Origin of the sequence: Algoriphagus litoralis, from assembly GCF_003259255.1 — a bacterium.
Lineage (GTDB): Bacteria > Bacteroidota > Bacteroidia > Cytophagales > Cyclobacteriaceae > Algoriphagus > Algoriphagus litoralis.
Window position 1 is genome coordinate 345,851 of the sequence record NZ_QGOL01000002.1, and the last position, 20,690, is coordinate 366,540.

General features: G+C 46.1%; 16 protein-coding genes. 2 read left to right on the forward strand and 14 right to left on the reverse strand.

What is annotated here, in order from left to right:
• Positions 1-48 precede the first annotated feature (48 nt).
• Both DK188_RS01405 and DK188_RS01410 read left to right on the forward strand, forming a co-directional pair.
• Positions 49-3,021, forward strand: coding sequence for a PAS domain S-box protein (locus DK188_RS01405; protein WP_198672951.1), 2,973 nt, complete (start codon positions 49-51; stop codon positions 3,019-3,021).
• A 50-nt stretch (positions 3,022-3,071) separates the two neighbouring features.
• A complete protein-coding gene (locus tag DK188_RS01410) occupies positions 3,072-3,794 on the forward strand; it encodes a LytR/AlgR family response regulator transcription factor (protein ID WP_111668993.1) in 723 nt (240 codons plus the stop codon).
• On the opposite strand, the gene DK188_RS01415 is transcribed toward DK188_RS01410, so the two are convergent.
• The 14 genes from DK188_RS01415 to DK188_RS01480 all read right to left on the reverse strand — a co-directional run bounded on the left by DK188_RS01415 (position 3,791) and on the right by DK188_RS01480 (position 20,670).
• Positions 3,791-4,972 carry a glycosyltransferase family 2 protein gene (locus DK188_RS01415; protein WP_111668994.1) on the reverse strand — a complete coding sequence of 394 codons (1,182 nt, stop codon included), beginning with the start codon at positions 4,970-4,972 and terminating at the stop codon, positions 3,791-3,793. The genes DK188_RS01410 and DK188_RS01415 overlap by 4 nt on opposite strands.
• A gap of 114 nt (positions 4,973-5,086) precedes the next feature.
• Positions 5,087-5,968, reverse strand: coding sequence for a glycosyltransferase family 2 protein (locus DK188_RS01420; protein ID WP_111668995.1), 882 nt, complete (start codon positions 5,966-5,968; stop codon positions 5,087-5,089).
• The gene (locus DK188_RS01425) at positions 5,965-6,771 is read right to left on the reverse strand and encodes a class I SAM-dependent methyltransferase (protein WP_111668996.1); all 807 of its coding nucleotides are present in this window, start codon (positions 6,769-6,771) and stop codon (positions 5,965-5,967) included. Before DK188_RS01425 ends, DK188_RS01420 begins: the two co-directional genes overlap by 4 nt.
• Positions 6,768-8,069: an oligosaccharide flippase family protein gene (locus DK188_RS01430; RefSeq protein WP_111668997.1), complete on the reverse strand. Its 1,302-nt coding sequence runs from the start codon at positions 8,067-8,069 to the stop codon at positions 6,768-6,770. The genes DK188_RS01425 and DK188_RS01430 overlap by 4 nt, the downstream gene beginning before the upstream one ends.
• Positions 8,069-9,229 (reverse strand): glycosyltransferase family 4 protein, encoded by a 1,161-nt coding sequence (locus DK188_RS01435; RefSeq protein WP_111668998.1) that lies wholly within the window; start codon positions 9,227-9,229, stop codon positions 8,069-8,071. The genes DK188_RS01430 and DK188_RS01435 overlap by 1 nt, the downstream gene beginning before the upstream one ends.
• A 248-nt stretch (positions 9,230-9,477) precedes the next feature.
• Positions 9,478-10,653, reverse strand: coding sequence for a glycosyltransferase (locus tag DK188_RS01440; RefSeq protein ID WP_111668999.1), 1,176 nt, complete (start codon positions 10,651-10,653; stop codon positions 9,478-9,480).
• Positions 10,650-12,098: an O-antigen ligase family protein gene (locus DK188_RS01445; protein WP_111669000.1), complete on the reverse strand. Its 1,449-nt coding sequence runs from the start codon at positions 12,096-12,098 to the stop codon at positions 10,650-10,652. The genes DK188_RS01440 and DK188_RS01445 overlap by 4 nt, the downstream gene beginning before the upstream one ends.
• A 120-nt stretch (positions 12,099-12,218) precedes the next feature.
• Positions 12,219-13,352 carry a glycosyltransferase gene (locus DK188_RS01450; RefSeq protein ID WP_111669001.1) on the reverse strand — a complete coding sequence of 378 codons (1,134 nt, stop codon included), beginning with the start codon at positions 13,350-13,352 and terminating at the stop codon, positions 12,219-12,221.
• A 6-nt stretch (positions 13,353-13,358) separates the two neighbouring features.
• Entirely contained in the window at positions 13,359-15,401 is a 2,043-nt protein-coding gene (locus DK188_RS01455; protein ID WP_111669002.1) for a GumC family protein, read from the reverse strand.
• A 2-nt stretch (positions 15,402-15,403) separates the two neighbouring features.
• Positions 15,404-16,111, reverse strand: coding sequence for a TolC family protein (locus tag DK188_RS01460; protein ID WP_111669003.1), 708 nt, complete (start codon positions 16,109-16,111; stop codon positions 15,404-15,406).
• 5 nt (positions 16,112-16,116) lie between these two features.
• On the reverse strand, positions 16,117-17,292 hold the full coding sequence (locus DK188_RS01465) for an acyltransferase family protein (protein WP_111669004.1): 1,176 nt from the start codon (positions 17,290-17,292) through the stop codon (positions 16,117-16,119).
• A complete protein-coding gene (locus DK188_RS01470) occupies positions 17,279-18,040 on the reverse strand; it encodes a sugar transferase (RefSeq protein ID WP_111669005.1) in 762 nt (253 codons plus the stop codon). The genes DK188_RS01465 and DK188_RS01470 overlap by 14 nt, the downstream gene beginning before the upstream one ends.
• Before the next feature lie 214 nt (positions 18,041-18,254).
• Positions 18,255-20,276 (reverse strand): LruC domain-containing protein, encoded by a 2,022-nt coding sequence (locus DK188_RS01475; protein WP_111669006.1) that lies wholly within the window; start codon positions 20,274-20,276, stop codon positions 18,255-18,257.
• A gap of 4 nt (positions 20,277-20,280) precedes the next feature.
• Positions 20,281-20,670, reverse strand: coding sequence for a response regulator transcription factor (locus tag DK188_RS01480; protein ID WP_111669007.1), 390 nt, complete (start codon positions 20,668-20,670; stop codon positions 20,281-20,283).
• Positions 20,671-20,690: the final 20 nt, after the last annotated feature.

Below are 20,690 nucleotides of genomic sequence, written 5' to 3' on the forward strand. Positions count from 1 at the left end.
TAGCCTTATCTTTTGGAAAAGAATTTCCCCTTTCTAAATCGACGTCCCTTGGATCAAGACGCTGACTTTCCAAGCTTTTCTATTGACAGATACCGCGTCTTGGTAGAAGAGGCGCTGGATATCATTTATGAGATTGATGTCACCGGGCATTTCACTTTTGTGAATGGCATGGCCGTTCAGCTTTTGGGTTATTCCCGAGCTGAGTTATTGACAATGCATTATTTGGATTTGATTGAACCGAGCTACCGCGAAAACGTAGCCTTATTCTACAAATATCAGATAGAGTGTGGAGATAAATCCTCGTACTTGGAATTTCCGGTTCAGTCCAAGGAAGGAAAAATAGAATGGATTGGTCAGAAAGTACAGCTGATCTACCGCGATGAGATATTGAAAGGTGCTATCGCAATAGCCAGAATCCGTACCGATCGCCATAACCTGGAAAATGGGCTAAAGTTGTCCGAAGAAAAGTACAGGGGCATTTTGGAAAATCTTCAGTTTGGGCTCATGGAAGTGGATGTCAATGAGCGAATCCTCTTTGTCAATGATACCATGACTCTCATCACAGGCTATTCCAGAGAAGAGCTTTTGGGAAATGTTGCTTCTGATCTATTGGTCCGGGCGGAGACGAAGGAAAAAATAGAGGAGCAACACCGATTGAGGGAAAAGAATAAAGCCAGTGCCTATGAAGTGGAACTTATCCGAAAGGACGGCAGCTCGTTCTTTGGCTTGATCTCCGGTGCGCCGACATTTGATCTCACGGGTAGGCGCACCGGGTCTATCGGAGTCCATGTCGATATCACTGAGCGGAAGAAAAATGAGCTGGAACTTCGACAGATTAAAAAAGATCTTGATCGGTATACCCATGGATTGGAATCGCTGAACTCGATCACCTCTGATCTTTCCTATACCCTGGAGAGGCAGCTACAAGAAGGGTTGCGGATCGTTTCAGAATATTTTGAAATGCCTTTGGGTGGAGTGGTAAAGGCTGTGGATGACAACCTCCTTACTATTCAGAGCCTTCAGAATGACACTGTTCCTGCCTTTTACCAAAAGGCATTGCCTATCCATAAATCGGTCTCCGGAATTTCCTATCTGGAAGAAAGATTGATTGCTATTCCCGACTTGGCAAACTCTGCCTATCGTGATTATCCTACGATCAAAACCATCGGTCTGAAAAGCATGCTCAGCATGCCTATCTACGTCAATGACAGGAAGTTTGGTGCCATACTTTTGGGATCTACCTCACAAAATCGGGATAGTTTTTCAGATTACGACCTGCAATTCTTCAGACTATTTGCCCGCTATGCAGGATTTGTGCTTACCTCTGCTGAAAACAGACAGAAACTTTTTGAGCAACAGGAAACCCTACTTGCTCAAAACTTAAAACTCTCCGAAAGTCAGCAGTTTCTTTCTTCTATCAACAGTTTTGTGACCAAGCTGTTGGATCAGGATGATATCCATTCGATTTCTTGGGAGATCGTCGAAAATGTCATTCACAATTTTGGGTTTAAAGACTGTGTGATTTACATCCTTAATGAAGAAAAAGCCTGTCTGGAACAATTGGCAGCTTATGGCCCTAAGGATGCAGGACAACGGAAAATAAAGGATCCGATCGAAGTTCAATTTGGAAAAGGAATCGTCGGTACCGTAGCAATGACTGGCAAAGCAGAGATTATTTCCGATACCTCCAAAGATCCCCGGTATATATCAGACGATGAGGTTAGGCTTTCCGAGATCACCGTTCCGATATTATTTGAAAATAAAGTCATCGGCATCATCGATTCAGAGCATCAGGATCGTAATTTTTTTACGGACAAACATCTGGAAACCCTCACCATCATTTCCAATCTTGCTGCGGGTCGACTAAAAAATGCCAAGTCTAAACGAAAACAGGAAAAAGCGGAAAAGGAACTTCGCGAAAGCGAAAACAAACTCCGAACAGTCATCAATTCAGCTTTGGATGCAATCATTACCATAGATGATCTGGGTAGAATTAAGGAATGGAATCCGCAGGCTACTCAGATTTTTGGCTGGACACAAGAGGAAGTGGTGGGACATCATCTCACCGAAAACATTATTCCAAATCAGCATCGCAAGGCGCATTTTGAAGGCATGAATAACTACATGGCCACTGGTCATGGTCCCGTATTGAATCAGCGGATCGAAATCACCGCTCTGCATAAATCAGGTCGTGAGTTTCCGATCGAGCTATCCATTATTCCTCTGGTTACCAATGGCGAGCACTCCTTCACTGCTTTTGCGCGGGACATTACCATGCAGAAAAATTCAAAAGATGAAATGGAGAAAGCCCTGACCAAAGAGCGGGAACTGAGTGAACTCAAGTCACGCTTTGTCTCCATGACTTCCCACGAATTCAAGACTCCGCTCACTACGATCAAGCAAAATGTGGATTTGATCGAATATGCCCTGGAATTGAAAAATGCGGAGTTGAAGCCTGCTTTTTCTACCTATTTCAGTAGGATATCCTCAGAGATCAGCCGCGTCACCTCATTAATGAATGACATGCTTTTACTTGGAAAAATAGAAGCAGGAAAGGTCGAAATCACCAAAAAACCGACGGATTTGGTTGCGCTCTCGCTTCAGCTTATTCAACGCATCACCGCAGGTCGCATGGATGGGCGAAGCATTCAGCTCAACGTCATCGGTGTAAAGCAAGAGGTGCCTGCCGATTCGATGCTTATGGAGCATATTCTAGGTAATCTATTCACCAATGCTCTGAAGTATTCGGAGGGGAAACCCGATCCCAAAGTGACAATTTCATTTGAAATACTCTCACACGCCAGGATTCTGGTGAAGGACTTCGGGATTGGAATTCCGGCCAAAGATCAGAAAGGACTTTTTTCCTCCTTTTACAGAGCTACCAATGTGAAAAATATCCAAGGATCGGGGCTTGGATTGTCTATCGCAAAGGAATTTATAGAAATGCATGGAGGAACCATCTCGGTCGTGAGCGATACAAATCAAGGTTCGGAGTTTATCCTACTTTTACCTATGGGTTAATTAAAATTTTGTGCCTAATTTCCGATCAAGTCAGATAGAACTTAGGCCGTATGAAAATTCTAATTGTAGAAGATGATCAGATGATCTCCGAAAGTGTCGGGGATATATTGAGAATGCTGGATCATCAGGTAGTAGGGGTTGCAGATAATGCGAACGATGCCATCGAACTCTGTAATATTCACCAGCCAGAATTGGCACTTCTGGACATCCAGATTGCCGGAGACATTGATGGGGTAGAGCTGGCAGAAATCATCCGCGACCAATTTGACATTCCATTTATTTTTACCACAGCTTTCGCTGATAATGTCACCATCGGCAGGGCCAGAGATATGGGGCCATTTGGCTATTTGGTCAAGCCCTACGGAGTCAAAGAAGTCAATGCGGCGATTCAAGTCGCAAAAGCCAGCTTTGACCGGCTTAAAAAAGCTGAGCGTGCCAACGCCAACATGTCGAAAATCATCGACAACAGCCTTTTTCTGAAAGTGGACAACAAGCTCGTAAAAGTGAAGATCGAGGATATTCTTTTTGTGGAGGCCAAAGGCGATTATGCCTTGTTTAAGACAAAAGCCAAAGGCTACATCGTCCATACGACCATCAAGAAGGTTCAGGATCGGCTCGAAAACTTCAACTTCCAAAAAGTTCACCGCTCATTTGTGGTCAATATTTCCAAAATCATCGACATCGAAGAGTCCAATCTCCTGATCGATGACAAGGTTATCCCCATTTCCAGAGCAAATAAAGAAAGTCTGATCAGCAGGCTGAATCTGCTTTAATCTAAAGTCACCAGTCTGGGAGCGGCCCGTTGGGCTTTTTCCCAGGTGACGGCCTGTTTTCCTTTGAAGAATCTCCACCATCCCTGCACTACGCAGGCATGCATGAAGACAAAATAAAAAGGAATATGCAGGATTTTTAGTCGGATAGATTTATTCCTAAAGGCATAGCCCAGACCTGCCAAACCATAAAAGCCCATCTGTGTCCAGGCAGCCAATTCATAGATGAGATCCTGGCTGCTCAGTGTAAATCCCGTCACTAGTAAAAGGAATAGGGCAATGGGCATGGCTGTCCAGCGGAGTACCCGATGAGAAAGATACTGGAAAGTCATTCCTGGATGTAAATCTACTCGCCAGGCTTGTGGGAGACGACTGATGGCTTGAATTCCCCCCGCCGAAATTCTGATTTTCCGCTTTTTTTCTTCTTCCACATTAGCCGATCCGGTCTCCACAGCCAGTGCTTCTGGAGCATAGTCTATCCGGTAGCCAGCCGCTGCCAATCGTACCGTCATCACAAAATCCTCAATGACGGTATCTTCCTCAGGAGCTTCATATAGTTGGGTTCTGAGTGCCAAAAGTTCACCTGCAGAACCTACCAGGGTATTCCATTCGGCATCTTTCTTTTTCAGATAGGACTCGTATTTCCAATAGAAACCCTCGCCTGAAGCGCTTGCCCCGTCCCTGGATTCAGCCATGACGACCTTCTCTCCGGAAACTGCCGCTACCAGATTGGATTGGAAAGGATGCACCAAAGCTCGGATGGCACCCGGATTCAGCATCACATTCGCATCTGTGAAAATAGTAATCGGGGTATGGATCTCTGGCATGATCCGATTGATAGCGGCGATTTTTCCCTTTCGAGCCGGGGAGTGACTTACCTCGATTCCTTCGAGTGATTGGAGTAGCTTGACGGAATTGTCCGTACTTCCATCGGTGACAAAGCAAAGGTTAAGCTTGTCTTTTGGATAATCGAGGCTTAGGCTATTGGCTACTTTTTCCCGGAGGATATCTTCTTCATTGAAACAGGCGACGATCAAGGTAACTTCAGGCAAATCTTCATCCTCAAGCTGGGGATAGCTCATCTTTCGAGAGCCAAAGCGTGCGAGCAGGGTGATGACGACTCCATAGCCGGCAAAGGTGAACAAGATGATAGCAGCCGAGTTCCAAAATAAGAATTCCATAATTTCCAGAGGTTTATTGGGATGAAATTAGTGTGTCAGCAAGTTTTCAATTCCCGATTTCGACCAAGGGTAGTTAGAAATCGGTGAGTGACAGATAGGATCGGTGAAGCAAACTCAAGGAAGAAAATTTATCGGGTCTTTCCAGCCGAATTTCCCCAGAAGCAAAGCATCCTGGCAGGCCATTTTAAATGCTTTTTTGTGGATTTCGGGTAACCTGATCAGATTTTTGGGTAAACTGAACGCAAGAAAAAAACCAATAAAAAGCCGGTAATACCGCGAGTTTTGCTTCATAAATCGGATCCGGTTTCGGGTTTGGTAGTAGACTTTGAGTGGACTGTTTTTTCCCGTGCTGATGGATTCTTTGTGAAGAATGGTTACTTCACCGGCCACTAGGATTCGATAGCCTTTTTCCCTGATTCGTACTGACCAGTCCAATTCCTCGTAGTAGAGGAAATATTCTTCGGGCATGACGCCAGCTGAGTCGATCACTCGCTTAGGAATCAGTACCGCCGCTCCATGAAAATAGGGGGACTCGGTCCAGCCATCGACTGGCTGGACCTGAATGGGATGATTTCTTCCTGTCAGCGGATTGATCGAGGTATATCCGGCAAACTGAATATTAGAGGGATTTTCTGCATATCGTATGGTAGGCGATACTGCACCGACGGTGGAGTCTTCAAAACCCATCAGCAAATGCTCAATCAGCCCATTGCTGATTTCAGTGTCATTATTGAGAAAGAAGAGAAATTCACCCTGCGCAGCTTGAATTCCCAGATTATTGGCACCGGCAAAGCCGAGATTTTCTCTGGAATACAGATAGGTGATCTCAGGAATCAGGCCGGAATAAAATTCTCGGTCTGATCCATCTGATTCATTGTCAACCAAGACTATTTCCAGATTGGGATAGCCTGCCAGCAGGAGACTTCTCAGCAGATCTGCCGTGACTTCTCGCTGCTTGTAGTTGACAGTGATGACACTTACTCTAGGCGTTTTCACTGGACAGGCTTTTTACCGATGACTTGGATCGCATTTCCCCAGGTGTTTCGGTGAACCAAGCGGTCCAGAAGAACCAATCCTTTTGCGACTGGCAAACTGAGCAGCTGACCCAGGATTCCCTGTTTTTTGCCCAAATAAGCTAATTCCCAGCCCAATCGGGACAAATATCCATCCGAATAGGATGCGTGGACGATATCAAAACCTTCTGCTACAAATCGATTTTTCAGACCATCCAGATCATAGACCTGTCCCACATGCTCCTCGTCCAGCCAATCTTGGTGCTCTTCAAACCAACGGGCAGGGAAAATGGTGCGCTGAGTGACATTAGGGATCTTGACCAGAAAATGGCCGCCTTCGTCCAGTCGCTGATATACCGAAGCAAAGGGCATTTCCTCGGGCTTGATATGCTCAAAAACATCGATGGCAAATACAAAATCCAGATTGGAAAGAAAGGTCGTTTCTACTTTTTGGCAATAGGTACTGATGTTTGTGATTTCACTTTTCTCCAGCGCAGTTCTGAGTGTCAGGATTCGTTCGCGATCAATGTCGAGCGCGTAAATCCAAGCCTTAGGCATTGCTTTGGCCATACTGATGGCATATTCTCCATATCCGGTGCCGAGGTCAAGGATCCTACCATTCTCAGGCAGAGGAAGTTGAGCTACCAGTTTTTTGAAGATGGTGAATCGGGCGTAGTTGCCCAGGTTTGTGTATCCAAAGACCTTGTTGAATACTTTGGCAAGGGTCGGATTGCTTTTCATTCGAGCTGAGGTATGTACCTGAGCTACTCCAAATGTTAGATTCATACTAGTTTAAGTTTTAGATGTTTTGAAAGAATGCTCCAGATGAGCAGCGTTTGTTTGTTAAAGGGAAGAATATCCAAGTATCTGCGTATTCTGACCTGACCGATTGCAATGGTCAGTACCGTGCTCATGCTGGTAGCAAACGCTGCCCCGATCACCCCATAGATTGGGATCAGGATGGCATTGCCAATCACATTGATGACTAGGCTCATTGCCAGCATTTGGAGATTAATCTCCGGCTTGCCTGAAGCATCCAGTGCCATCCCGAGCACTCTTCCCCATGGTTTGGCCAAGCTGGCCAACGAGAGAAGAATGATCAGCGGCGCTGCGTCCAGGTATTGTCCGGTACTGAGGAGGAGGATAATCGAATCCGAAAACACCAGCACCAGAAGTACACCCGGAAGAATGAGTGCAAATAAAAGGAGGATGGCCCGGGCGAGTTCGAAATTCAGTTCAATGGCGTCATTGCTTCGACCAGTAGCAGCTAATCGGGGATAAATCATTTGGCTCAAAGCACTCAGAGGGAGATCGATGTATTGGATTACCTTGGTAGCCAAAAGGAACAGGGCCACCGATTTAGCATCCAGAAAATACCCAATCATCCAAAGATCTGCCTTTTGAAAAAGCAGCGAAAAAGCGTTTGTTCCAGCTACGTGCTTTCCAAATGCCAGTAATTTACCGATCCAAAAAAGAGACGGTCGGGCAAAAGCCAGAATTCCGCTGGAGATTCCACCATAGACCACGAGCAGGAGTCCTACCGCACTTTGGGCCCAAAGTAATTCCAACAGGCCGATTTGCTCGGTACTGGATAGATAGAGTAAGACAAGGCCGGTTCCAAGGAGGTAATACAAATTGAGGAAGAAGTAGGTTCGGCTTTTTCCTTTGGCAAAAAGTAATGCATAAAGACTCTGGAGGCTTCCGGATGACAGCAAGGAAAGCCAAGCGTATCGAAGGAGAACTTCCATCTCGGGGAGATTCCAAAATGCACTGATGGGTCCTGCAAATGCATAGAGTATCAGAGAGAGAAGTCCAATGAATCCCAGATGTAATACAAGGGCTGAGCTCAGGAGCGATTTTTCCCGTCTTGGATATTGGATCAGGTAGCGAGTGAGTCCATTCTGGATGAGCCCCTGCCGAATGCCATCCAATAGGGCCATCAGAGACAGGTAGAATCCCCATGATGCAAAATCCCCCGGGCTGAAAATCTTCACTACTATCAGAAAAGACAGCATATTCGTCAAAAGAAAAAGGCTTTGCCCACCCAGAGCACCCATGACTTTTTCGAGAGCAGACTTTTTCATCAGCTTGCCAGTTGATGATAGAGGTTGATGGTCAAGTCAGCGATCTTGGACCAGTTGTAGTTTTCTTTAACCCAAGCTTGTCCAATCAGCCCCATTTTTTTTGCCTCAATTGGATTTTCCTGGAGGTAAATCATGGCCTCGACAAATTCCTCTGGCCGTTGGAGGTCACAGAGCAGCCCGTTTTTGCCATGGATGATACTTTCCCGAATCGAGGGGAGATCTGTTGCCACCACCGGGATTCCTTTCAGATTGGCTTCCAGCAGGACGATTCCTTGAGATTCGTAGACCGAGGGAAGTACTAATCCGATATAATGTGGGAGTAAAAGTTGTACTGAGCTATTGGTATAGGAGCCTAGGAGCCTTACCTGATCTGTCAGGTCCAGAGCTTCGATTAATTCCTCCAGTTCGGTCCGCTGTGGCCCATCACCAATGATATCTAGATATACCTTTTTTTCAGCATTTTTCAGTGCCTGAATGATTGGGATTAAACCTTTGACCGGATGCAATCTTCCCACAAAGACAAAGCGATCGACACGCTGGGGACTTGTGCTGATGGCGGAGGGCGACTCATTGATTCCGACGCCGTTGGGAATTACCTCAATGGATGGTGTGACGTGAAACGTTATTTTTCCCACCGAATTTTTCAGATCCTGGCTGACCGCAATGGTTTTTCGGACATTCTGCAGTGATTTTTTTTCCCAGATCTGCGCAAAGTAAGCATGGACTTTCGCATTGATATTCCGAAAGTCAGAGGAGGCCTCAGTTCCGGTATTTCCATGAATAGTCTGGACGAGTTTGTGCTGGATCTCAGGAAGCTGGTAGAGAAAGTATCCACTTCTGCCCTGTGCATGGATGATATCAAAGAGGTCTTTATTTCTCTTGACCCAGCTTTTCACTTGGAGGTTGAAGGCAAGTTCTTCTGCCAAAAAAGATATGCCAGGAATATACCTGCCAGGAAAGAATGGGATTTCGACCAATGTGATACCCTCCTGTTCAGTAGTAGTTTCCCTGGAGAGAAAAGGACCCCCGGTAAGGATGGTCACTTGGTGTCCTTTTTGGCTAAGCGCTCTCGCTAGGTCCCAAGAGTGGGTTTGGATTCCTCCCTTGAATTTCCAGGGGAGAGATTTTACGATGATCAGAATAGATAAAGATGTGGTCATAGCATATGCTGATTTGATGCAAAACAAGGTAGATCCCAGTGGTTTTTGGGGAGGATAAGATGGATGACCCCAAACCCCCGCTCAGTGGCGGATCTTGGGCGATGATTGATTTTTCCTCTTTTTGGATTTGGTTTTTCCGATCACCTCAGGGCGGCTTTCTTCAGCCTCTTTTTTCCCGCGTGCTATTCCCCAAAGAAGAAATAAAAAGGCCACCGGGAGGAGAATGGCCCAAGGCATTCCTTCAGTGATCATAACTTTTGCAGGCTATGGGAAGTGTGGAGAAATTCCTTTTTGGACCGTTTCATCCAGCTTAAGGCTTGAAAAGCTGAACCCACCAAACCTGGCAAGGCCAGTAAGATTTTGCCTAAGTCGGCTTTCCAAAGTGTGCTGGGCAAGACCAGCAAATACGACCCGATCAGTGCGACCAGCGCCAGCGAGGAGAACCAGACCAGACCAGTAAACCCAAGCAATGAAGCGAGTGTAGCAAAGAAAAGAAGTGCCACTGGCGCTAGGACCCGAGGAGGAAGGGCGAGCTGGATGCTTTTGTGGAAATAGTCCGAATTTCCTCTGAATAAACCTCTGGTGGCTGATCTGATGGATTTTTTGAGAAAAGTGTATTGGCTCTCCAGCCAGCGTCCCCGCTGTTTGGCAAAAGCCTGGTTGCTGCTTACTTTTTCATCCCAAACCCGAAGTTCAGGGGCGTATTGGATAGACTCTCCCATGGCGGTGAGCAGGAGTTCCATCTCCTTGTCAAATCCACCTATGGCCCGTAGCAACTGAAGAATAAGCTGAAAAAGATCATAGTCCAAAACCATCGCTGAACCGGTGAGCTTGCTGGAGAAGCCCAGTTGATTGGCACCTTTGCAGAGCATTTCCTGATTGGCTTTTTCGGATAGTCCATCCAAGATTTCCATGCCGTTGAGTGAATTGGCGGCAAGCCGCTCTCCCTGAAGTACACGATAGCCCAAAGCTCTGTATTGAAGTGCGACAGGGATAAAGTTTTCATCAAGCTGATTGTCCGCATCGAGGATGACCACATGCCAGTAGTCCATTCTTCCGGCTTTGAACTCCATCGCTGCTTTTAGGGATTTTACTTTGGTGCTTTTTTCAAAATTAACCTCGAGCACCTCTGCACCTAGGTCTCTAAGTTTCTGGGTAGTTTCTGGCATCAGCTTATCGGCTACTACGAGGTAGTCATAGCTTCCGTCTTGGGGCATTCGCTTTAGGTTAGCTTCCGTCGAAGCTAGGATCACTGCATCCTCCCGATAGGCAGGAACCAAAATAAGTGTTCGGCCAGCGGATTTTGCACCCAATTTCGGAGAGCGGTAGCGCTTGGAAGCCAGTGCCAAGACAAGCTGATAGACAGCGGCCAGGGCCAGATAGGTCACGGGAAGTGACAGAAGTAGGAATAGGAATAGTCTCATTTTTTTGTGTTTTTTTCAAACCAGGTTGGAATAAGAAATAGAAAGGGTATGGCCAGGTTCATAATCATCCCAGTGGGCATCTGCCCAAAGACTTGATTACCATAACTGGAAAAGATCACGCCCACGATGGAGGCGTAGATTGCCATGGCAAAGGTTTTACGTCGGGGATCTTTGAGGCCCATGCAGACTGCGCCACCTTTGCCAAGCACAAAACCCAGAAAACTCAAGTGAATAGCCAAACCGACAATTCCGGTTTCGGCCCAGATTTTCACATACCAGCTATCTGTGGCGGTTCTTGCCATGAGCGAGTTGGGATTAAATCGCGCGCCCCAGAAACCTGCAGTGCCGATTCCGCCTCCGAAAGGCTTATCAGCGAGATAGCGGCCAAAGGTCACCTGATTTTCCAGTCTCACTTCAAGGGATCGGTTATTGGGGTCCAAGGCAGTTCGCATTCGTCTGACCTGCTCCACCCCCTGAAAAAGGAACGTGTACTTAAGAATGACGAAAACCAGAATCATGGCACTCAGTCCTGCAAACAGGACTTTGAAATTGCGGGTAGTCACCAAATAGGCCAAGCCCCCGAAAAGAGGGACTGCCAAAGCACCCCGTGTCCCGGAGATAGCAAATCCCAAAAAGAATACAACTGCAAGGATCAAATAGTAAAGCCTTCTTGCCCAAGAGAATGGCCCAAGGGCAAGGATACCTGTAAGAAGGGCCATCATGGCTTGTGAAGCGCCAAACTGTCCGGCATCGCTGTAGAAAGAGAATACCCGCAGGACCCCATGAAGTACATGCTCTTCGTGGTGCTCCTCATCCCAAAGCCAGCGGTACTCCGCTGCATCCACACCAAATATCTGTTGTCTGAAACCCCATGCTGTACCCAGAAGAGACAGGAAAATGAGCAGATTGAGAAAAGTGTGGAAATCCTTCTCCTCAGGGAAAAGCAAATAAACCAGTGGAACAGCCAGTGCTTGATAGAAGCCGATTCCTCGCATGGCATAAAACCAAGCTTCAAAACCATTTCCCGCTGGGTTAAAGATCTCCAGCACCAAATAGCCCATCCAGACTAAAGAAAAAATCACCACGTCGGTATTGGCATTTTTCCATTTGACCTGGATCGACTTATTGATCAAGACGATGAGAAGCGAAAGTGTAAGGAAAATATCGATCGAAAGACCCCAGGGAGCATTGACATAGCGGCTGATGCCTGACAGCAAAAATCCCATAATCAGACTCAGCCAAATGCCAGCCTTGGGGAATGACCACAAGGACATCAACAAGGCTACTCCAAACGGTAATCCCAAAAGTACCAGCGCGCCTAGGAGGCCTAATTTACTGATGATTAAGCTTCCCATCACCAAGAAGACAAAGAGCAACACGACGCCTAAGCCGCTGAAAAGCTGCACGGCACCGTATTTCTTTTGTAGGATTGGAGAAGTGTTCATCTTTTTTTGAAGTAGGATTCAAAAGTACCCTGGCCACTTTTTTTTATTTTTCAATTCCGATGAGTAACCGGTAAGTGTCGGTGACTGGCAGTAATTGCGAGACCAAAAAAAAGCCTCCAATCAGGAGGCTATTGCTTTGAGAAACTGGGAAGTCCGAACTTCCCAGCTGTTTTCGACGGCGAAATCGCGACGTTTGGAAGCTTTGAGGCGGTTGTCTCCGCGGAGTTCGCGCTGGATTCCCCTGATGAATGAAGCTGAATCAGATGCGACTCGGATAATTGCTTCGAAGTCACTCAGGTCGGCAAAGTCAGTCGTCACCACCGGCTTGCCAGCTGCAAGATATTCGTTGATTTTCAACGGATAGATGGTTTTGGTAAAAGGTGTTTTCAAAAAAGGAATCAGACAAACCGACCATTGGCTTAGGTAGGTCAAAAGTTCATTTTGCGGCTTAGGTCCCAAAAAGACCACATGATTTGGCAATGAACTTCCTGGACTGATTTTTTTGGGTCCTATTACTTCAATGATGTAATCAGGAAAGGCCAAGGCAACTTCCTTTACTAAATCCAGATCAATTCGCTCGTCAAAAGCACCGAGGTATCCAAGCTTTTTCACTGAGCGGATGGAGGCCATATTTCCAAGAAAATGATGCAGGTTGACACCGTTTTTTACACAGTCGACATTCGGATGGATCTTGGTAAACTTTTCAAGGAGTCCCGTGGAACTCACCACCACACGATCCACGGTATTCAGGAATTTGGTCTCGTAGCTTTTACCCCATTTGCCAGCCCATGGTGCAGCACTCAGCTCGTCATAGGCGTAGTAAGTGAGCGGGATGTCGCCCCAGTATTTTCTGGTGTAATACCCAAAGACAGGATTGAAAGCATTGATGACCTGTGTGGTTTTAGGGTCCACCGTGCGGAGGATTTTTCGGATCGTTCTGCCCAGAATTTTCGCATTTGCTTTCATGATTGCTTCGAAAAGCCAGGGTTGATCCGACCAGTTGGAGGGAATCACAGGTAAGGAATTGTAAATCTCTATGGGACCAAAGTCAGTCTGAACGAGCCTTTTTCCTCCGTTTTTACCCCTAAGCTCTGCTTTTGGAGCAAAGTCTGTTTTCCAATAATCCTTCAGGGTGTATGGATAATCCAGGAAGATCACGCGATGCGTAGCAGCCATTCTGGTGATGAGTTCCAGCGTGGATTTGATATAAGGAGAATCCCATGCAGGAAAGCTGTGGCAAATAATCGTATTCATGGGAAATTAATTCAGAAGTGATTTTACTTTGGCCCGCAGCCAGGATCTTTTTCTCGGAACTTCTCCGGTGACGTCTTCCATGATATCCGTACGGACTTTGTTGAGGAATAACAGGGGCTTCTGACCGACCAATTTTCGGTAGACTTTCAGTGCATGCGAATCAGCCTCGCTCCACTTGCGATCTGCGCGAGCCAGCAGGAGATGAATATCAGCCTCTCTTTTTGCGTTCTGAGGATAGGGATTGTTGAGCAGTGAGGGGATTTCTGTGAATTCGAATTTGCCGAAAGCCTCAGGGTAATGATTTTCCAAGAAATTATTCACGCGGTCAATGAGGGTACTCTTACCTTCTTCACCGTGAATCGATGCGATTGCCACTGTGACTTTTTGTTTTTCTGAAGGGGAAGAGACGACCAACTCCTGCACAAACAGATTCATCGCCTGACGTGTGAGTGCTTCGAAGTCTACCGGATTTTTCGCCCTCTTTTTAGGGTATTGTGGAAGTAGTCCACAAACTTTGAGGCCCGTTTGGCTCGATGCATTTTTTGGGTTTTTCAGACTGCTGTCCACCAGCTCTGCTGCCAAAACCACCCCTGCCGGAATTATCAGACCGACTATGAAGGACAAAATTACCAGCATGGCTCTTTTGGACTTCTCTGGCTGAGCAGGATAGTATGGGAAATCAATGACTTTGAGATCCGTGGACATCAGCATGTTGTACTTGTGAAGTCTCGCCTGATTGAAGGAGTGGAGGTTTTCCAGGTATTCGCGCTCGGCTACATCGATTTCACTTTCCAGTCTTCGCAGTGTAGATCCCAACGGTGCAAATCGATCATAGATCTGATCGTATTCTTTCATTCTGTTATCCATTACCTGAAGCTGGGCACTAGACTCTTCTCTGGTGATCAGGGCTTGGAGCCATTGGCTCAGCACATTTTGGGTAGGGATGCCATCCGTGGTTTTGTTCACATCCATCACACCAAAAGTGGAGGAAATCATTTCATCGCGAAGCAATGCAATTTTATGCTCGATTTCCCGCTTCAATGATTCATTTTGAAGATTTTCGGCTCCACCACCCATGAGGTTGAGTTCCATTAAAGCAAAGTTGTAATCGGCTAATTGGCTTTGATTTTGGGAAATCTGGTTTTGCAGTGTAGCCAATGCCCGCTTGTCTTCAATCTCCTTTTCCAATCGTTTGAGTGTAGACTCTGATCCTGCTTTGATTTGAAGCTGTTCCTGGTATTTTTTGTCCAGTTCTTCGCGATTTCCTGCTATGAAGCGGGTCTGCTCGTAGTAGTTGATGATCTGATTATTGACTCTGAATTTGAGGAGCTCATCCTCGGCATTCTGAAGTCTATCTAGTGTTTTTTGAGTGGCTTCCTCAAAAAACTTTATCACTGAGTCAGATTGTCCCTCTTTCGTTGTTTTTTGTTTTTTGATGAATATTTCAGTAAGAAGTTCCAGTGTTTTTTGACTCATAAAGGGATCTATGGAGGCATATTCCATCCGGATCATGTCAGAATTTCCTTCACGGAAAACCTTGATTTCCTGAAGTCTTTCCAATCCGATGAGCGGGTTTTTGGAGTGTGTCAGATCATAGATTGCGTTCGTTTTATCCATATCCCGGATTTGGACCAGAGACAGATAAATTTCCTCCTTAGAGTTACCACGAATTTCGGCAGCGGACACTGCTTCAATTAGACTTGCAAACTCTTCCTTGTTTTCCCCAAGTAATGGGGATTTGCCTTGTTTCTCTGCCCAGATCAGTTCGGTGAGCAGGCGTGCAGAAAGGTCTCGGGTGGTTTCCAAAGAGGTGGCCAGGTTGATCAGGTTTTCGATTTCGTTATTGGTATAAGCGTAGTCGATTCTGTTTCCTTTGCTGCTTTCGATGGTGTATCCGGAGATTAGACCTGTGTTCAGCAGGGTGTGGCTTTTGTACTCTTTTTTGTTTTTTTGGGTGAGTACGGCCACAGTACCTGCCAGAAGAATTGCGGTCAGCAACATGTAGGGTGCAAAGCGCACCATGAGGCGAATGATCTGTACGAATGTCATGACTATTTCAGGATTGGGCTGCCAACGATTTGTTCAAGAGATTTGAGTGCGTACCAGACGTCACTTTTTGTTTTTTCCAGTTCGATTTTGGAAGTGGTCAGGATGTCGAGAGCCATTCGGTATTGATCGATAGAGGCCGTTCCTGTTTTGAAGTGGTTTTCCGTCACCTGCACAGCGGCCTCATTTGCTTCCACTTTTTGAGTTTGGTACTTGATGGTGGTCAAGCCCCGATGGAGGTCGTTGTATCGAGTGATCACCTCCTGGGTGATGGTGAATTCCAGGTCTTCTTTCTGGTATTCCATTTCTTTGATAGCAAATTCTTGGATAGAAACCCGGTTTTTCTGAGTCGTAAATTCCGAAAGGGGAAGTCTCAGCGACACGCCTACAGTGAACGTTGCAGAGGTGTTAGTCCGGAAGATCGTATTTACATCCTGTGGCGTGGCTGTCTGGTCTGCCAAGACCACATTGCCATAGTTGTATCCACCCGTCAGTGCCAGGTGCTGCATCCAGCTTTTTCGGGCAATTTTGATCTCTTCCTCACGCTGGGCTTGTCCCATGCTCAACCTTTTGATCAATGGAGCTTGCTCCAAAGCTAGGGTGATCAAGGAGTCCAAAGGAAGTAGCTGCTCCACATTTACCTCTGAATTGACATCTTGAGCTGAGGTCCAAAGTGGGCTGAGGGTTAGCAGGAGGAAAAGGATCTTTTTCATAACTTTTATCGGGTTTGAAGCTTTCCGGTGGCGGGGAGAGTCATTTCAGCTGAAGGGGATTTTTTGGTTTTTTGCCTCTTCATAAATGGCTGCTCGATCCAGCGGTAAGCGATTACACCGCTAAATAAAATCATAGGGAGGGCAATGCTGAGCGTTATCGATAACTGACCGAAATAGCCCGACCATTGACCGAATTTGCCGACGAATAAATAAAAGCCCTCAAGCAATGGTAGGTGGATCAAATACAGGCTGTAGCACATACCCCCTATGATCACTACCCAATTCAAGGACAAGAATCTCCGCAACAACTTGCCATAAATTGAAGCAATGAACACCAGCAAAAGGGCAACTTCGAAAAGCAGCATTTTGCCCAGCTCCTCGGTCCAGGTAAATGCAAGCACTATCGCCAATACCGGGAACAGCGCATCCCAGGCATAGGAATTTTTGAACCAGCTCAATGGTCGGGTGTAGAGATCTGCCGCGAGCATCCCGATTAGAAAATGAGGTAATTGACCTAGCAGGGAAGCCTTGTAAGGCATCAAGTGCCAATCCAAGCCATGCTGGAGTACCATATAGCAGAAGATGGCCCAGATCAATGCAGCCCGTCTCTCGGTGACATGCTTTACACCAAAGTAAGCTGTGGCCAAAAATGGAGCAATGAGGTAAAACTGTATTTCAACTTCCAAAGACCAAGCGACGGGATTGATAATGGAGTATTCTCCATAGAAAATCTGGTGTGTATAGGTAATGGTAGCCAGGAAATGTCGGACCAACTCCCCACCCGGATAATCTCCTTTAATCAATAAAACCAAGGCAAATATTGTCATCCAAAGCAGGAAGGGTGGCTCGATGCGAAACAGCCTTCGCTTTAAATACTCGGAATAATGTTCCTTGGGTCTACCTTGGGCGAAAGGTAGGCTGAGCACAAATCCGCTGATCGCAAAGAACAAAAACACACCCACTGTGCCTCTGGAGATCAGAAATGAGAGGAATTGCTCTGCTGAATTGAGCTCGGGAAACGTCCCATATTTATGCAGGCGCTCGCTGGCATGCTGGAAGATGACCGGCATGATAGCCAGGAAGCGCATGCCATCCAAAAATGGAATAAACTTCCCGTTTTTGGGCTTTCGGATAAGATTTTGGAAAAGAGAGTTGAGCGGCATGAGATCAGACGTTTTCATGTTGGATGGCTGCGAGAGGAGTTTTCAGAAGGATCTTCATGTCCAGCCAGAAATTGTAAGTTTTGGCATATTCGATGTCTAGATTGCAGCGGGAGTCTGCGTCTACCCCTTTTTTGCCTCGCTCAGTCACCTGCCAAAGGCCAGTCAGACCTGCAGGGCCAAGAAATCTCCCCACGGCTTCATTGCGGGTGAGCTGCTCTGCTTCGTAGAGCGGCAGGGGTCTGTTGCCTACCAGTGACATGTCTCCAATCAAAATATTGACTAACTGAGGAAGCTCGTCAATGCTGAGATTTCTGATGATTCTACCCACCCGGGTGATTCTGGGATCATTTTCAAACTTGACAAAAGCCTGATTGGCTCGGTTGTTTTTTTCGTTTTCGTAGCTCTGCTCCACTATCACCCCAGAATTGTTTATCCGGTATTCCGCGGTAGTTGCGGTGAGGATTCGTTCTCGATTGAGCGGCTTGATGTGTGTAGTTTTATCTTCTGATTTTTGATACGCATTGAGATGCTTCAGCTTGTCGATCAATTGATCGGCATCTGTTCGCATGGATCTGAATTTGTAGAATTTGAAAATGTGGTAGTTCATTCCGACTCTGTAGGAATAGTAAAATACAGGGCCTTTGGATTCAAGTTTGATCAGCAAAGCGACGAGTAAAAGTAGCGGGCTGAGGAGGATCAGAAGGAGACCTGAGACGACAATGTCAAAGAGTCTTTTGCTTAGTGGAAGGCTATGTTTCTGGTACATGGTATGTTTGATTTTGATAGTCAAAAGTACCGCTGATCTTACTCCTAAAACCCTGATTTTAGCCCAATTGACGGCATTTTGCGACCAATGACACCCTCTGGCCGACCAGTGGTTTTTTCAGTTTATTTTTGAAAAAAAATCAAATCGGCTAAAAAAAAATAGCCCGGAAATTGCTTCCGGGCTGGTAAAATTATGGCTTGATTCAGTGCTGTGATTACTTGAATATTTTTGTTTGTTCTCTGTATCCAGACTGAGGACGATACCAGTCCATAAAGGTAAACCCGCCGCTTTGTGCCCATTTGTCAAATCTCAGGTGAGCTCCTCGTACGTCTGCTTTTTCTATTGGATAGGCAAAGGATTCAGGTAGGTTAATGGCCCATGGCAAAGCTGACTTAGACTTGTAAAAGCTAGTGGACTGACCGATTTTGCTGGCGTCATCTCCGGTACCAAATAGGGATGCGTCTGCAAGAGAAGTTGGAGAATAGCCTGGTAAATGAACCTCTCTGCTGCGATCTTGTCCTACTATGAGGAAAGGATTAAAGGGAGCAAATCCGAGATTTTGCTGGGTCAATGGTTTGGCCAGCGTGATTTCCAGATTGACTTCTACAGGGTTGTGTGTACCTCCGGATGGCTGCGTATTGATAAAATTGCTCGTATTGAACAACTGGTGGACATTTTCAGTGACCACGATCACGGCATTTTTTTGGTTGGCTTCTGTCCCATTTGCCTGGAATTTGATGATTGCTGGATTGGCCTTTGATCCAGTGACAGATTTTATGTTGCCGCTTTCTGTCTCGAACGAAATCCCAAATCCGTTTCGAAGTCCAGCTCCTGCCGCCCTGAATTTCAATTTAGGGTGAAGTTCCACCACTTCATTTTTGCTGTTCATCACTTGCTTGTATTGGTAATCCACCACCAAGTCATTGAAGTCGTAATCTCCCATTTCGGGCCAGTTGTCTTCAAAGGCAAAACTTCCAAAACCATTTGCCGATGGATAGTAGCTGTTGTATGCCTTATTGGGATCACTCGGATACTCATCCAGATTATCATTGATGCCGTCTCCATCTTTATCCAACGTGCCGGGTTTATCCACCGGGCTGACGTTTTCTGTACTGATCGCCCTTACTGGATTACTGGTGACGAACAAAATTGCATCATTGAAGTCCTGATCAGATTTAAAGGGGATATTATCTCTTCTCACATCCTCGAAACCCAAAAGGAAAAGTTGATTTTCAGCATCCCAGAGCAAGACATTGTGTTGGCGAAGGCTAGGATCTGATTCAGGATTGAGGTTTTTATCTGCAAATACTGCGTGATAATACCCGTCAACCTTGTCCCCATTCCAGCCATTTCCGAATAGCACGAGACCTATTGATGTACCGGCCTCAAACCTGCCGATTTTCACTTTGTTTCCGGATTTTAATCCTCCACCACTTCCGACCAAAGATGCGTTTGGAAAGAGGATGGTCACTTTTTTGATGTCAGCGATTGACTTTGGCGGTGCATTGGTTGGATAGACATAATAGCCGATGGAATTTCTCCAGCCGGCACCTTCATGCACAAATGTCAACCACACGTCAGCAAGCTCGATGATGTCCAAGGTGGTTTTTTTCCCATCAGCGAGATAGGAGGGGTGATAGGTAGGCACCGGCATAGACTCAGGCAGGGAGGCATTGATGTATTGCAACAGGCTGGATGAAATGTAATCCAGGCCTGGTTCAAGGTTACTTGGAACACCCGCGGAATTGTAGCTCGCTGCGTACTCAAGCGGAAGAGTATTGGCCATTCGTGCTCCGGGGGTGTTGACGATCAAGTTAGGATCTACTTCATAGGAGATGACCTGATCGGGCTTTACTGAGCCTAAGAAATCCAATCTGACTTCTCCATTTTTCACCGGAACAAGAATCCGGTTTGGAATACCGATGTAAGCGGCCTCGATGATCACCTGATCCAGATAGGAAGGCAATGCAATAGAGGAAGTGAAGCTACCCTGTGCATCAGTCATACCGGTCAGGATGACTTCTTGATCAGATGGTCTGATCAGCTGAATCCGGATTCCTGCAAAGGGCAAACCCTTGGTATCCTGAAATTTCAAGGAGATTCGAGCATCAGAGACTGTTGAAAAATCAAAGTCCTGATAAATGACATTGACTTCCGAATCCGTGATAGTCAAATTTTCTGGGACCTGTACACAAGATCCCGCAAGTAGAAGTACGAATGGTAGGAGCTTTTTCATCGGATTAGGCGACAGAGATCATACTTTGGGAAAAAGTATAATAGGAAAGGTGAGACTGAATTCGGAGTCGAAGCTCTACCGGATTGAAGGGTTTGCTGACGCAATCTTTTGCGCCCCAAGAAAAAGCCTTGATTCGCTGATCGCTTTTGTCCTGCTCTGTCAATACGATCCAGGGAGTATTTTTTGCTTGGGCATAGCGTCCCAGCATATCTGCCTCAGCAGGAAGCTGAAACTCAGTAAAACCTCCTAAAATAAGATCTGAATCATTTGATTTGAGCCAATTGATGGCTTCCTGTAAATTGGAGACCGCGTGAACATGATACTCTCTTCCCAATAAATTGAGTAGAAATAAGCGCATCATGTCGTGTTTTTCTATTAGTAGAATGGTATTCATGGTATGGTAGAATTGAATGA